At 65.7% G+C, this 13104-nt stretch carries 15 protein-coding genes; 6 read left to right on the top strand and 9 right to left on the bottom strand.

Features of this window, described 5'->3' with window-relative positions; genetic code table 11:
* Nucleotide 1 precedes the first annotated feature (1 nt).
* From dapE to dapD, 4 genes are all read right to left on the bottom strand, one after another.
* A complete protein-coding gene (gene dapE / locus FY036_RS22765; protein ID WP_148916979.1) occupies nucleotides 2-1195 on the bottom strand; it encodes a succinyl-diaminopimelate desuccinylase in 1194 nt (397 codons plus the stop codon).
* Between the two features lie 100 nt (nucleotides 1196-1295).
* Nucleotides 1296-1676 carry a nuclear transport factor 2 family protein gene (locus FY036_RS22760; RefSeq protein WP_148916978.1) on the bottom strand — a complete coding sequence of 127 codons (381 nt, stop codon included), beginning with the start codon at nucleotides 1674-1676 and terminating at the stop codon, nucleotides 1296-1298.
* Nucleotides 1677-1689: 13 nt separating this feature from the next.
* Entirely contained in the window at nucleotides 1690-2058 is a 369-nt protein-coding gene (locus tag FY036_RS22755) for a DUF805 domain-containing protein (protein ID WP_148916977.1), read from the bottom strand.
* A 51-nt stretch (nucleotides 2059-2109) separates the two neighbouring features.
* Nucleotides 2110-2964, bottom strand: coding sequence for a 2,3,4,5-tetrahydropyridine-2,6-dicarboxylate N-succinyltransferase (dapD, locus tag FY036_RS22750; protein WP_148916976.1), 855 nt, complete (start codon nucleotides 2962-2964; stop codon nucleotides 2110-2112).
* A 154-nt stretch (nucleotides 2965-3118) separates the two neighbouring features.
* Here dapD and FY036_RS22745 point away from each other — a divergent pair, with 154 nt between their 5' ends.
* The gene (locus tag FY036_RS22745) at nucleotides 3119-3961 is read left to right on the top strand and encodes an LOG family protein (protein WP_148917162.1); all 843 of its coding nucleotides are present in this window, start codon (nucleotides 3119-3121) and stop codon (nucleotides 3959-3961) included.
* Nucleotides 3962-3982: 21 nt separating this feature from the next.
* Here FY036_RS22745 and FY036_RS22740 read toward each other — a convergent pair whose 3' ends face one another.
* Nucleotides 3983-4687: a pyrimidine 5'-nucleotidase gene (locus tag FY036_RS22740; RefSeq protein ID WP_148916975.1), complete on the bottom strand. Its 705-nt coding sequence runs from the start codon at nucleotides 4685-4687 to the stop codon at nucleotides 3983-3985.
* A 133-nt stretch (nucleotides 4688-4820) separates the two neighbouring features.
* On the opposite strand from FY036_RS22740, the gene FY036_RS22735 reads away from it, so the two are divergent.
* Both FY036_RS22735 and FY036_RS22730 read left to right on the top strand, forming a co-directional pair.
* On the top strand, nucleotides 4821-5603 hold the full coding sequence (locus FY036_RS22735; RefSeq protein ID WP_148916974.1) for a GGDEF domain-containing protein: 783 nt from the start codon (nucleotides 4821-4823) through the stop codon (nucleotides 5601-5603).
* A 66-nt stretch (nucleotides 5604-5669) separates the two neighbouring features.
* Nucleotides 5670-6572, top strand: a complete 903-nt coding sequence (locus FY036_RS22730) for a DMT family transporter (RefSeq protein WP_148916973.1) — start codon at nucleotides 5670-5672, stop codon at nucleotides 6570-6572.
* A 104-nt stretch (nucleotides 6573-6676) separates the two neighbouring features.
* On the opposite strand, the gene FY036_RS22725 is transcribed toward FY036_RS22730, so the two are convergent.
* Complete coding sequence (locus FY036_RS22725; RefSeq protein ID WP_148916972.1) at nucleotides 6677-7015, bottom strand: hypothetical protein; 339 nt, start codon at nucleotides 7013-7015, stop codon at nucleotides 6677-6679.
* A gap of 199 nt (nucleotides 7016-7214) precedes the next feature.
* Between FY036_RS22725 and FY036_RS22720 the strand changes: the two genes are divergently transcribed.
* Complete coding sequence (locus tag FY036_RS22720; protein WP_148916971.1) at nucleotides 7215-7991, top strand: hypothetical protein; 777 nt, start codon at nucleotides 7215-7217, stop codon at nucleotides 7989-7991.
* Nucleotides 7984-8784, top strand: a complete 801-nt coding sequence (locus FY036_RS22715) for a hypothetical protein (RefSeq protein ID WP_235897771.1) — start codon at nucleotides 7984-7986, stop codon at nucleotides 8782-8784. The genes FY036_RS22720 and FY036_RS22715 overlap by 8 nt, the downstream gene beginning before the upstream one ends.
* 6 nt (nucleotides 8785-8790) lie before the next feature.
* Here the strand turns inward: FY036_RS22715 and argB are convergent, their stop codons facing one another.
* The gene (argB, locus tag FY036_RS22710; RefSeq protein WP_148916970.1) at nucleotides 8791-9687 is read right to left on the bottom strand and encodes an acetylglutamate kinase; all 897 of its coding nucleotides are present in this window, start codon (nucleotides 9685-9687) and stop codon (nucleotides 8791-8793) included.
* A gap of 212 nt (nucleotides 9688-9899) precedes the next feature.
* Here argB and FY036_RS22705 point away from each other — a divergent pair, with 212 nt between their 5' ends.
* Nucleotides 9900-11222, top strand: a complete 1323-nt coding sequence (locus FY036_RS22705; protein ID WP_148917160.1) for an MATE family efflux transporter — start codon at nucleotides 9900-9902, stop codon at nucleotides 11220-11222.
* A 10-nt stretch (nucleotides 11223-11232) separates the two neighbouring features.
* Here the strand turns inward: FY036_RS22705 and FY036_RS22700 are convergent, their stop codons facing one another.
* Together FY036_RS22700 and FY036_RS22695 are read right to left on the bottom strand one after the other, a co-directional pair.
* Nucleotides 11233-12156, bottom strand: a complete 924-nt coding sequence (locus FY036_RS22700) for a branched-chain amino acid ABC transporter permease (protein WP_235897789.1) — start codon at nucleotides 12154-12156, stop codon at nucleotides 11233-11235.
* 59 nt (nucleotides 12157-12215) lie between these two features.
* Nucleotides 12216-13103, bottom strand: a complete 888-nt coding sequence (locus FY036_RS22695) for a branched-chain amino acid ABC transporter permease (protein WP_148916968.1) — start codon at nucleotides 13101-13103, stop codon at nucleotides 12216-12218.
* Between the last annotated feature and the right edge of the window lies 1 nt (nucleotide 13104).

Here is a 13104-nt window from a genome sequence, read left to right as displayed (position 1 = left end):
GTCAGGCAAACCAGTCTTCGAGGAAGCGCTGGTAGATGCGCGTCAGCGTTTCCAGATCAGACAGCGCGACGCGCTCGTCCACCATGTGCATCGTCTGGCCGACGAGGCCGAACTCGACGACCGGGCAGTAGTCCTTGATGAAGCGCGCATCGGACGTGCCTCCGGAGGTGGATAGCGCAGGCCTGCGGCCGGTGACGGCCTCAACGGAGGCCGAAAGCCCCTCGATCAGTCTGTCGTCATGGGTGAGGAAGACGGGGCTCGGGCGGTCGCGCCAGGTCAGCTCGAACTCGATCTTTTCCTTGCGGCCCGGCCGCAGCTTGCTGCGTGACGCGGCCTTGTCGAGCCGGTTGTGGATTTCGGCCTGAACGGTCTCGGCGTTCCACGTGTCGTTGAAGCGGATGTTGAAGGAGGCCCTGGCCTTCGCCGGGATCACATTGGTGGCGGTGTTGCCGACATCGATGGTGGTGACTTCCAGATTGGTCGGCTGGAAGTTCTTCGTGCCCTCGTCGAAGGCGGGCGAGAGCAGCGCATCCACCAGCGTGACGATGCCGCGAACCGGGTTGTCGGCCAGATGCGGATAGGCCGCGTGCCCCTGCCGCCCGTGAACCACGATGTCGCCGGAAAGCGCACCGCGCCGGCCGATCTTAATCATGTCGCCGAGCTGGTCGGGGTTGGTGGGTTCGCCGACGATGGCCGCGTCCCACGTCTCGCCGCGGCTGGCCGCCCAGTCGAGCAGCTTGACGGTTCCGTTGATCGAGGGGCCTTCCTCGTCGCCGGTTATCAGCAGCGAAACCGAACCCTTCGGTGCGCCATGTGTCTCGACATGACGGGCGACGGCCGCCACGAAGCAGGCGATGCCGCCCTTCATATCGACCGCGCCGCGCCCGAACATGAAGCCGCCCGCGATCTCCGCGCCGAAGGGCGGATGCGTCCATGCCGCCTCGTCGCCCACGGGCACGACGTCGGTGTGGCCGGCGAACATGAGATGCGGGCCGTTGCCCGACAGGCGTGCATAGAGGTTTTCGACATCCGGCGTGCCGTCGTCGGTGAACACTGGCCGGTCTGTGCCGAAGCCCAGCGGCTTCAACATCGCCTCGAGCGCCGAAAGCGCGCCGCCTTCCGCAGGCGTCACGGACGGGCAACGGATCAGAGTTGCAAGGTTTTCGGCGGGGTCGGTCGGCAGCTTGTCGGTCATGGCAGGCAGGGATAATCGAATCGCCGCCGCCTGTCACGCGGCTGTCAGCCGTGATGCAACGCTGACGGGAAATTGGCCTATGGCCGCGACCGACATGCGCCTAGCCGAGATGCTGAACCCACTGCCGCCGCCACTCCGCTGCGGGAAACGGATCGGGCCAGAACTCGCGGATACTGCGTATGCGGCCGCCCTCGACATCGAAGAAGGTGACGGCCGTTGCCGCAATTTTAGTGTCGCTGACAATCGTCTCGGTGACAGCCGTCCGCGCATCGCCGACGAGACGGATCACCTCGAACGTCCAGCGGCCGGCCGCGGGGTAGGCTGCGTTAAGAGCGACGAAGTCGGCGGCCGACACGATGCGCTCGCGTGACTGGGGCCAGTCCAGACTGAAGGGGACACCGAAAAGCTGCGCCGCGAACGACCAGTCATTAGTGTTCATGCGTCGCCAGAATTCGTGCGCCACGGCCTCGGCATCGTCCATGGTGGCTTCGTCCCTACGCAGGCGCGTTGGTAGTCTGTCCGTACTGGTTCGGTCCCGGTTGCCCGGGCATGAGGCACAGCGCGATGAAGGCGACGAAGTTGAGCGCGGGGACGAAGAGCAGCGCGGCGAAGATGCCCGGCCTGCCGAGGTCGTGCAGCCGCTTGGCCCCCAGCGCCGCCTGCGCCCACAGCGAGGCGATCATGATGATGCTCAGCAGCGTTTCCCAGAATGCGCCGCCGGTGCCCGCCTCCTGCGCCAGCGTCAGCCGGTAGACGATGAAGACGACGACGATCATCATCAGCAGGCCGGCCAGAAAATAGGCCGCCCGGCTGATGCGCCCGGAAAAACCGAAGAAAAGCCAGAACATCTGGTTTGCGGGCAAGGCTAGCTCCGTCGTTCGTTTGAGGCAGGATGGATCGCCGTCGCGATCCGATCAATCCCGCAGAAGTTCGTTGATCGAGGTCTTCGAGCGGGTCTTTTCATCGACGCGCTTGACGATGACGGCGCAATAGAGGCTGGGGCCGGGCTGACCGTTGCCCATCGGCTTGCCGGGCAGCGCGCCGGCGACGACGACCGAGTAGGGCGGCACCTCGCCATAGGTGATGTTGCCGGTCTCGCGATCCACGATCTTGGTCGACTTGCCGATGAACACACCCATGCCCAGGACCGAGCCCTCGCGCACGATGCAGCCCTCCACGACCTCCGAGCGCGCGCCGACGAAGCAGTTGTCCTCGATGATGGTGGGGCCGGCCTGCATCGGCTCCAGCACACCGCCGATGCCGACGCCGCCCGACAGGTGGACATTCTTGCCGATCTGGGCGCAGGAGCCGACGGTCGCCCAGGTATCGACCATCGTGCCCTCGCCGACATAGGCGCCGAGATTGACAAAGGACGGCATCAGGATCGCGCCGGGCGCGATATAGGCCGAGCGCCGCACGACGCAGTTGGGCACGGCGCGGAAACCGGCCTTCTCGAACTCGTTGGCCGACCAACCGTCGAACTTGGAAGCGACCTTGTCCCACCAGACGGATTCCCCCGGGCCGCCCTTGATGATCTCCATCGGGTTGAGGCGGAAGGAGAGAAGGACCGCCTTCTTGAGCCACTGGTTCACGGTCCAGTTTCCGTCGGCCTGACGCTCGGCGACGCGGGCCTGCCCCTTGTCGAGCAGTTCCAGCGCGGCCTCGACGGCCTCGCGCACCTCACCGCGCGTGCCGGTGTTGACGGCGTCTCGCTCGTCGAAGGCCTTCTCAACGGTCTTCTCGAGGGTTGCCAGGTCCGGCTTGGTCATCGAAATGCTCCATTACGCGCTGTTAAGGGGTAGGCAATAGGCTGGAAGAGACGAGGGTGGTCCCCGACCGGCGCGGAAACTATGTCATGCGCGATGGGGGGTCAATGACGGGGCGCGCCGCAGGAAGGCGCAGACGAGACGGGAAATGAGCTATATGAATCCGGAGGAAAAGTCCGGCTGGACGCCGCTGCCGCATTCCGACGAGGATCTGGAGCGCGCCAAGGCCGTGCCCGATACGCCGCAGACCCGCGCGCCGGCCTACCGCCTTGCCTGGGACGACGAGGAGTTCATGACGCGGCGCGAACTGCGCGCCGTGCGCCTGCAGCTCGAACTGCTCAAGCCGGAGATGATGCTGGCCGAGCGCGGGATACGCTCCACGGTGGTTCTGTTCGGCGGCGCGCGCATTCCCGAGCCTGGCGGTGAAGCATGGGCGGCAAAGAACGAAACGCAGCGAAAGAACCTGGAGGCCAACGCGCGCTACTATGAGGAAGCGCGCCAGTTCGCGCGCCTTTGCTCGGTCGAATCGGCAAAGACCTACTACCGCGAGTTCGTGGTGGTGACGGGCGGCGGCCCCGGCGTGATGGAGGCTGGCAACCGGGGCGCGGCCGATTGCGGCGCGCCATCCATCGGGCTCAACATCGTGCTGCCGCACGAGCAGGCGCCGAACCTCTATGTCACGCCCGAGCTGTGCTTCAACTTCCACTATTTCGCGATCCGCAAGATGCACTTCATCATGCGGGCCAAGGCGGTGGCGGTGTTCCCGGGCGGCTTCGGCACGATGGACGAGTTCTTCGAGACGCTGACGCTGATACAGACAGGGCGCATGGAGCGCGTGCCGGTGATCCTGTTCGGCAAGGAGTTCTGGTCGCGCGCCGTCGATCTCGACTATCTGGCCGAGCAGGGCACGATCTCGCCCGGCGACCAGCACATCATCAACGCCGTCGATACGGCCGACGAGGCTTGGACGATCATCAAGGACTTCTACGAGATCGCCTGACGGTGTTCACTCCCGGGCGGGCTACAGGCCCGCGCGAAGGGTGGCCAGGAACGTCGCGAGGTCGTCCGTGACGTAGTCGACGTCGTCCTCGTTGTCGGCGTCGCGCTCCCATATCTCCGAGAAGGTAGGCTCGAAATTATTGGGCACGATCAGCACGGTGGTCATGCCCAGCAGCTTCGGCACCGTGAGGTTGCGGGCGAGATCCTCGAACATGACGGCGTTCTTCGTATCGACGCGGTGAAGGCCGACGAACTTGTCATAGGTTTCGCGCGCGGGCTTCGGCGTCAGGTCGGCAGCAACGATGTCGAAGATGTCGTCGAAATGATCGAGGATGCCGAGCTGGCGGGCCGTGCGCTCGGCATGGCCGCGATCGCCGTTGGTGAAGATGAACTTGCGCCCAGGCAGGGCGCGGATGGCCTCGCCCAGCGCAGGGTTCGGATCGACCCACGAATAGTCGATGTCGTGCACCTTGTTGAGAAAGTCGTCGGGGTCGATGCCGTGCCGCGCCATAAGCCCGTTCAGCGTCGTGCCGAAGTCGCGATAAAGCTCCTTCTGGAGGGCGCGGGCTTCATCTCGGGGCAGTTGAAGCAGTTCCGACACATAGGCCGTCATCTTCACGTCGATCTGCGAAAACAGGTTCGAGTGGTGCGGATAGAGCGTGTTGTCGAGGTCGAACACCCAGTCTGTGACATGGGCGAAGCGGGCTGGATCGGGCGCGTTGGTCATACCCTCCACCTAGACCATTTGAAGGCCCGATAGAAGCGCCGCCGTGCAGGCCGATTTCTTCAATTTCGACCGTTGGCGGCAACGAGGGATTCACTTTCGTCTGTCAGCTATCGCGTAACGGAAGGGGTTCTTCATGATGCAGCTCATCGCAAAGGCGGCGGCCGTCGCCGTTGGCTCGGCGCTCGTCTCGCTGATGCTTGTGCTGGCTGTCGTGCCGGCCATCGGCGGCGTGGTCGAGGGCAATGCGATCGTGATGAGCATCGCCTGTCCGCTGGCCATCGCCTTTCCTGCGAGCCTGCATGCGTTCTGGCAGAAGAAGCGGCTGGCCGATGCGCTGGCCAAGTTGACGGCCGCCCACGACGAACTGGCGGATGCGCACATGCAGCTTGCCGAGGCGCACGCCCGCCTTTCCGAAAAGGCGCGCCACGACGACATGACCGGCCTGCTCAACCGCGAAGCCTTCTTCTCCGCGCTCAAGAGCACGCGGCGGCGCACCGATGCGGGCGCACTGCTCATCATCGATGCCGACAACTTCAAATACATCAACGATACGCACGGCCATGCGCAGGGCGACGCGGCCCTGCTGCTGATTGCCGAGGCGATCCGCGTCGGCGTGCGCGATAACGATCTCGTCGGGCGCATCGGCGGCGAGGAGTTCGCGGCCTTTCTCGGCGGCGTCGATGTCGAGGAGGCCACGCTGGTCGCCGAACGCATCCGGCTGGGTGTAGAGGCGATCCGCTTCTCGCCCGGAGACGGCAAATACCTGCCGCTTTCCGTCAGCATCGGCGCGGCGAGGCTTCGCCCTCACGTCTCCTGGTCCGAGATGATGCGCGAGGCTGACCGCCGCCTCTACGAGGCCAAGCGGCGCGGCCGCAACCGGGTCGTCTTCGAGCTCGGCGCACAGGCGGCCGCATGAGGCCAACAAGCGCGGGTTGAAAGGCGCGCGCCGGCGGGTTAATCCGCACCCGACTTCGGGGGCGACATGGAACTCTGGATACCCATCACCATCGCCGCCGCCTTCCTGCAGAACCTGCGGTCGGCGGCGCAGAAGCACCTGAAGGCCGTGATGGGAACGACCGGGGCGACCTTCGTGCGCTTCGGTTTCGGCCTGCCGTTCGCGCTGTTCTTCCTCGCCACGCTGCATCTGGTTGCGGGCTACCGCATCCCCGCGCCCAACGCCGCCTTCCTTTTCTGGGTGGGCGTCGGCGCGTTCGGCCAGATCGGCGCCACGTTCCTGCTGATCCACCTGTTTTCCCACCGCAACTTTGCCGTGGGCACGGCCTATTCGCGGACGGAACCGGCGCAGACCGCGCTTTTCGCGCTGATCTTCTTCGGCGAGCGCGTGACCGGCGGCACGCTTGCCGCCATCGCCATCAGCGTGTTCGGCGTGATGCTGATCTCGGTGGCGCACATGCATATGAGCTGGCGCAACCTCGTCGCGTCGATCTTCGCGCGCAACGCGCTGATCGGCCTCGCATCGGGCACGCTTTTCGGCATCGCCGCGGTTGCCTATCGCGCAGCCTCGCTGGCGCTTGGCGGGCCGAACTTCATGATGCAGGCGGCGGTGACGCTGGTCTGGACCATCTCGCTGCAGACGCTGGTGATGGCCGGCTGGATGGTGTGGAAGGACCGCGCCGAGATCGGCCGCATCGCCAAGGCGTGGAAGGTGGCGCTGTTCACCGGCTTCGTCGGTGCGACGGCGTCGTTCGGCTGGTTCATGGCGATGACGCTTCAGCAGGCTGCGGTGGTGAAGGCGCTGGCGCAGGTGGAGATGCTGTTCACCTTCGCCGCCTCGGTGTTCTTCTTCAAGGAGAAGATCAACCGGATCGAGACGGCCGGCTGTTTGCTGATCGTCGCGGGGATCCTGATCCTACTGGTCGCCTGACGCCTGCGCGACACCCGGTGCTATTTACCGGCTCGCAAGACCCGGAGGGGCCATCGTCCGAGGCTGCGAGCCGGCCGCCCGAAAAAGCGGGCAAAGCTGACGGACTACTTCACCACGATGGCGACGGTGCCCGACTGGAAGCGCTTGACCTCGGACCCTGCCTTCACGCCGGTGCCGTTGACGGCGCGGGTGGGCACGCGCGTCCCGCACTCGTTGCTGACGCGGCTGGAGAGGCCCCCATCGGAATATGTGACCAGCTCGGAGCGCGGCAACCGGGGCGCGAGCGCGGCAAAGCTGGGCGGTTCCGCGCCGCATCTGTCTGCCCGGTAGGCGGTGATGTGGCCGGTCTGGCCGACTGAAAGTTCTCTGGTGACGTCTGCGCTGCCGGCGCTGACACAGCCGGCCAGTGGAACGAGCAGCAGAAGTGCGAGGCGTTGGTACATGCTCAGTATTCCTTTAGTGGTTGCCTGCGACGCAAGCGCGAGGCTCCGCGTCGTCGGCGCAGCTTGTTGGTTTTTGCTGCCTCGTCCTCCGCAAAATGGGGCCATTGTCGGAAACTATGGAAAAAGCCGCATCGGCTGTGCTTGCCATTCCCGGAAACTGACGGAAAACTAACGCTCAGGTTGTCGTGGGGACTTGGGCATGAGCAGGGAATGCGGGAGCGAGCACGACGCCTGGCACAGCCTGTTCGACGCGCTCTGCAACGATCGCGGGTGGTATGACAACAACCACCCGGCAAGCGAGTTGTGCGCCAGGCTGGGCAAGAACACGCGCCAGGATTTCGAGGCGGCGAAGAAGAAGCTGAGGGCATGGCGTTCCGGCCGGCGGCTGCCGCTGCGTCGCAACCTCGCGATGCTCTCCGCGCTGCTGGAGATCGGGCACGATCCCGAACTGGAGCGGCGATGGATGGCGCTCTACCGGCGTGCGGCGATGCCGGAAGGGTCCGAAGATGCAGACATCGCCGCGCCGGCGATGGGGCGCGGCAGCCGCGCAATAGGGGGCTGGGTGATGGCGGGACTGGCGCTGCTGCTCGGTTCCGGGGTCGTCTACGCCGCCATCTCCGGTGGAAAGAACACGGCGCTGGCGGCTCTGCCGCAGGTCAGCTTCGAGGGGTATGTGCGGGTGCCCGTGGGCGCTAGCCATCTGGTTCACGGTGCTCTCGAGACCTGCGAGAGCGAACCGCCTGCATGGAACGAGGTTGTCGATACGCTGCCTGAGACGCCCTACGGAACGCTTTCCGATGGCGGGATCGCACGCAAGGTCGTGCGTCGATGCGGCGCCGAAAGGCTCGTCCGGGGCATCATGTTCACCGGCGTGGCGCCGGGCACGGCGGAGCTGAGACTGTTCGGCGACTATCTCAAGATCGACGTCATCACGACGCAGCCGGAACCCGCAGAAGGAAAGTTGAACGGTGTCTGACGAAACCTACGCCCACATCGGCAAGTGGAACCTGCTTCTGGACGAACTCTGCAACCGCGCAGGGTTCGTCGACACGGCCTCGCTGGCCGCGCGCTTCTGCGAACTGTCCAACAGCGGCGGGCAGCGGGATTTCGATACCGCCGTGCGCAACCTCAACAACTGGCGGTCCGGGCGGCACGTGCCGCGCCTGCGCAGCCTGCGCGTCCTCGAACAGCTTCTCGGCGTGGACGAAGACCCGGCGCTGGCCGCGCGATGGCACGCGCTCTACCGGCAGGCCCGCGAGGCCGAAGAGGACGACGAATCCGCCGCTGCGGGTGCCACCTCGGCGCGGCCATCCGGTGAGGCGCAGACAGCGGGCGCACGCTGGCGCGGATGGTTAGACCTGCGCACCGCGACGAGCGGCGCGCTGCTTTTCTGCCTGGGCATGGGGACGGGCGCTTTTCTCGCTTCCGATTGGCGACCATGGGGCGGTCTGCCGGCCGACGCGCCGCTGGTCAGCTACACGCCGGAGTTCAATATCGCCGTGGGCGAAAGTCGCATCATCCATGCCGAGCGGGGCGACTGCGGCAAGCTTCCGCGCGACTGGCCTGATGTCGCAGGCGCCCTGCCTGTGTCGCAGACGGGCACGTTCTCGGACGGCGGTCTCGCGCGCCGCAACAGCAAGTTCTGTAACGGCGAGACACCCGCGCGCGCGATCGTCTTCTCAGCCACGCAGGCAGGCGTCGAGGAGTTCCTGATACAGGGGGACTTCTTCAGGGTGACGGTCGCGGAGGCGGGCGCCGCGACGCAGTAACACTCCCTACGGCACGATCAGCGTGCCGGCGCCGTGCTCGGTGAAGAGTTCCAGCAGCACCGAATGCGGCGTCTTGCCGTTGAGGATGACGACACCCTCCACGCCGCGCTCGATCGCCTCGATGCAGGTCTCCACCTTGGGGATCATGCCGCCCGAGATCGTACCGTCGGCAATGAGTTCGCGCGCCTGCGAGACGGTCAACTCGTCGATGAGCTTCTTGTCCTTGTCCAGTACGCCGGGAACGTCGGTGAGGAACAGCAGGCGCGAGGCGTTGAGCGCGCCCGCGATGGCGCCGGCGAAGGTGTCGGCGTTGATGTTGTAGGTGTGGCCGTCGCGGCCCGGAGCCACCGGCGCGATGACGGGGATCATCTCCGAGCGGGCGAGAAGGTCCAGCAGGGTGCGGTCGACCTCCACCGGCTCGCCCACGAAGCCGAGGTCGAGCACGCGCTCGATGTTGGAATCTGGGTCCTTGATGGTCTTGTGCGCCTTTTCGGCGAAGACCATGTTGCCGTCCTTGCCGCACAGGCCGATGGCCCACTCGCCCTCGGCGTTGATGAGCGCGACGATCTCCTTGTTGATCGAGCCGGCCAGAACCATCTCGACGATCTCGACCGTCTTGCGGTCGGTGACGCGCAGCCCGCCCTCGAACTTGGATTCGATGCCCATCTTGGTCAGCATCGCGCCGATCTGCGGGCCGCCGCCGTGCACGACGATGGGGTTGACGCCCGACTGCTTGAGCAGCGCGATGTCGCGCGCGAACGCCTTGCCGAGCTCCGTGTCGCCCATGGCGTGGCCGCCATATTTCACCACCACAGTCTTGTGTTCGTAGCGCTGCATGTAGGGCAGGGCTGCCGAAAGAAGGCGCGCCTGCTGTTCGGCATTGGCAAGCTGTTCGGTGGTCATGGCGTTCCTGGGCTTTGCTGGGGCTTCCTCGTGGGCGGGGTCATAGCGTCAATCGGCAGAGCGGGCAATCGTTGCGAGGGCGTGCGCTGCGCCAAGAGAAGGGAGCCGGTGGTTCTGTTTTCCGTCGCGTTCGCAACTATTGAGCCACGATGACTCATGCCGTCCTCATAGACCGGACCCAGCCCAGACCATGGCGCGCCGAAATCCGCGCCATGCTGGCGCTCGCCTGGCCGATGATCCTGACCAATCTCGGCCAGACGGCGATGACGGCGACGGACGTGATGATGATGGGCCGGCTGGGGCCCGACGCACTGGCCGCCGGGACGCTCGGCGCCAACCTCTATTTCGCGCCGATGATCTTCGGCCTCGGGCTCATACTGGCGGTGTCGCCGATGATCGCCTTCGAGCTCGGCCGCAAGCGGCACTCGGTGCGCGACGTGCGCCGTACGGTACGGCAGGGGCTGTGGATCTCGGCGCTCGTGGCGCTGCCGATCTGGGCGCTGCTTTGGCAGGCCGAGACGATCCTTCTGGCCATGGGGCAGGACCCCGCGCTGTCGGCGCAGGCCGGCGTCTACATGCGTGCCATGCAGTGGGCGATCCTGCCTTTCTACGGCTTCGTCGTGCTGCGCTCCTTCATCTCGGCGCTGGAACGGCCCGGCTGGGCGCTGGCGATCGTCTTCCTCGCGGTCGGCTTCAACGTCCTGTGCAACTACGCGCTGATGTTCGGCAATCTCGGATTTCCGCGGCTGGAACTGATGGGGGCGGGCATCGCCACCACGGCCTCGGCGACGCTGATGTTTGCGGGCATGGTGGCCGCGGTGAGCCTCGACCGGCGTTTCCGCCGTTACCAGCTCTTCGGGCGCTTCTGGCGGGCGGACTGGGCTCGGTTCCGCGAACTGTTCCGGCTGGGCCTGCCGATCGCCGGGATCTACACGTTCGAGGTCACGATCTTCAACGCCGCGGCGCTGGTGATGGGGTTGATCGATTCGGTCTCGCTGGCCGCCCACGCCATCGCCATTCAGGTCGCCTCGCTGTCGTTCATGGTGCCGATGGGCGTGGGGCAGGCCGCAACCGTGCGTGTCGGCCGCGCCTACGGGGGCGGCGACCGCGACGGTGTGACAAGAGCCGGCTGGACCGCCTTCGTCATGGGCGTGGGCTTCATGGCGCTGATGGCGATGCTGATGCTGTTTGCGCCGCACCTGCTGATCATGGCCTTCATCGACCTGTCCGCGCCGGAGAACCTGCCGGTCGTCGAGATGGCCGTGACCTTCCTCGCGCTCGCGGCGCTGTTTCAGGTGGTCGACGGCGCGCAGGCGGTGGGCAGCGGCATGCTGCGCGGCCTGCAGGACACGACCGTGCCGATGATCTACGCCGCGCTTGGCTACTGGGGTGTCGGCCTGCCGCTCGGCGTGTGGCTCGCCTTCCCGATGGGGCTCAACGGCGTCGGCATCTGGATCGGCCTGTCGTCGGGACTGGCCGTTGTCGCCGTGCTTCTGATCGCGCGCTGGACCCGCCGCGAGCGGCTGATGAGGTAGGAAGCCGCGCTTAGAGCGGCTTCCTGATCCACTTTGCGATGACGCCGACGATGCCCTCGCGGAAGAGCATGACGCAGACCACGAAGATGCAGCCCTGGATGATGGTGACCCAGGCGCCGAAGGTCGCCAGATAATTCTGCATCGTGACGATGATGGCCGCGCCGACGATGGGGCCGAACACCGTTCCCATGCCGCCGATCAGCGTCATCAGAACCACTTCGCCCGACATCGACCAGTGCACGTCGGTGAGCGAGGCGAGCTGGAAGACGAGCGCCTTGGTGGACCCCGCGAGACCCGCCAGCGTGGCCGACAGCACGAACACGGCCAGCTTGTAGCGGTTGACGCGGTAGCCGAGCGAGACGGCGCGGGGCTCGTTCTCGCGGATGGCCTTGAGGACCTGGCCGAAGGGCGAATGGATGATCCGGTAGATCAGCAGCAGGCCGCCCAGCGTGATGGCGAGCACGACGAAGTACAGCGTGAAATCGGACCGCAGGCTGAGCAGGCCGAAAAGGTTGCCGCGCGGCACTGCCTGGATGCCGTCCTCGCCGCCGGTGAACGGGGCCTGGAGCGAGAAGAAGAACACCATCTGCGCGAAGGCCAGCGTGACCATGGCGAAGTAGATCCCCTGACGCCGGATCGCCAGCGATCCGATGGCGAGGCCCAGAACGGCTGCGGCGAGCGTGCCCGACAGGATGGCGAGCTCCGGCGACAGACCCCACACCTTGGCGGCGTGGGCGGCGATATAGCTCGCGCTGCCGAAATAGGCAGCGTGGCCGAAGGACAGCAGGCCGCCATAGCCCAGCAGAAGGTTGAAGGCACACGCGAACAGCGCGAAGCAAAGCACCTTCATCAGGAAGACGGGATAGAGGAGGAAGGGGGCGACGAGGCCGGCCGCCAGGAGCGCTACAAAGATCGCGACATGGTGGAGCGGCATGCCGGCGCGTGCCTGCTGGACAGCGATGCCGGTCGTTTCGGTTTCGGTCACGGCCGTCATTATGCGGTCCTCCCGAACAGGCCGGCCGGCTTGACCAGCAGCACGATGGCCATGATGACGAAGATGATGACGGACGAGGCCTCCGGATAGAACACCTTGGTCAGCCCCTCGACCAGACCGAGCCCGAAGCCAGTGACGATGGCGCCGAGGATCGAGCCCATGCCGCCGATGACGACCACGGCGAAGACGACGATGATGAGGTCGGCGCCCATGTTGGGGTTGACCGCGTAGATCGGCGCGGCGAGCACGCCGGCGAAGGCGGCCAGCGCGACGCCGAAGCCGTAGGTCAGCGTAATCATGCGCGGGACGTTGATGCCGAACGCGCCGACGAGGGTCGGATTTTCGGTCGCAGCGCGCAGATAGGCGCCGAGCCGCGTCTTCTCGATGACGAACCAGGTCGCGAGGCAGACCACCAGAGAGGCGACGACCACCCAGGCGCGATAGTTTGGCAGGAACATGAAGCCGAGGTTCTGCCCGCCCGAAAGCTGCGGAGGGATGGCATAGGGCAGGCCGGAGATGCCGTACTGGTTGCGTAGCAGGCCCTGGATGATGAGGGCGAGGCCGAAGGTGAGAAGCAGGCCGTAGAGATGGTCTAGATGGTAGAGCCGCGATATCAGCAACCGCTCTATGATGACGCCCTTTATGCCGACGAGAACCGGCGCAAGCAACAGCGCGCCCCAGTAGGGCACGCCGAAATAGGTGAGGAGCATCCACGCCACGAAGGCGCCGAGCATGTACTGCGCGCCGTGCGTGAAGTTGATGATGTTGAGGAGGCCGAAGATGATCGCCAGTCCCAGGGAAAGAATGGCGTAGAACGACCCGTTTATCAGGCCGAGCAGCAGTTGCCCGAAGAGGGCCTGCGGCGGAATACCTAGAAGCTCGAACATC

The sequence above is a fragment of the Neoaquamicrobium microcysteis genome (assembly GCF_008180155.1).
Lineage (GTDB): Bacteria > Pseudomonadota > Alphaproteobacteria > Rhizobiales > Rhizobiaceae > Aerobium > Aerobium microcysteis.
Note: the sequence above shows the minus strand (reverse complement) of the source record. Positions and strands in the feature narration are given on the sequence as shown.

Bases quoted from the DNA above. Each gene is read 5' to 3' on its own strand.
- FY036_RS22705 (WP_148917160.1), top strand. From the start codon at position 9,900: ATGCTGGCGCTCGCCTGGCCGATGATCCTGACCAATCTCGGCCAGACG.
- dapE (WP_148916979.1), bottom strand. From the start codon at position 1,195: ATGACCGACAAGCTGCCGACCGACCCCGCCGAAAACCTTGCAACTCTG.
- FY036_RS22695 (WP_148916968.1), bottom strand. From the start codon at position 13,103: ATGTTCGAGCTTCTAGGTATTCCGCCGCAGGCCCTCTTCGGGCAACTG.
- argB (WP_148916970.1), bottom strand. From the start codon at position 9,687: ATGACCACCGAACAGCTTGCCAATGCCGAACAGCAGGCGCGCCTTCTT.
- FY036_RS22740 (WP_148916975.1), bottom strand. From the start codon at position 4,687: ATGACCAACGCGCCCGATCCAGCCCGCTTCGCCCATGTCACAGACTGG.
- FY036_RS22720 (WP_148916971.1), top strand. From the start codon at position 7,215: ATGAGCAGGGAATGCGGGAGCGAGCACGACGCCTGGCACAGCCTGTTC.
- FY036_RS22725 (WP_148916972.1), bottom strand. From the start codon at position 7,015: ATGTACCAACGCCTCGCACTTCTGCTGCTCGTTCCACTGGCCGGCTGT.
- FY036_RS22730 (WP_148916973.1), top strand. From the start codon at position 5,670: ATGGAACTCTGGATACCCATCACCATCGCCGCCGCCTTCCTGCAGAAC.
- FY036_RS22745 (WP_148917162.1), top strand. From the start codon at position 3,119: ATGAATCCGGAGGAAAAGTCCGGCTGGACGCCGCTGCCGCATTCCGAC.
- dapD (WP_148916976.1), bottom strand. From the start codon at position 2,964: ATGACCAAGCCGGACCTGGCAACCCTCGAGAAGACCGTTGAGAAGGCC.
- FY036_RS22735 (WP_148916974.1), top strand. From the start codon at position 4,821: ATGATGCAGCTCATCGCAAAGGCGGCGGCCGTCGCCGTTGGCTCGGCG.
- FY036_RS22760 (WP_148916978.1), bottom strand. From the start codon at position 1,676: ATGGACGATGCCGAGGCCGTGGCGCACGAATTCTGGCGACGCATGAAC.
- FY036_RS22700 (WP_235897789.1), bottom strand. From the start codon at position 12,156: ATGCCGCTCCACCATGTCGCGATCTTTGTAGCGCTCCTGGCGGCCGGC.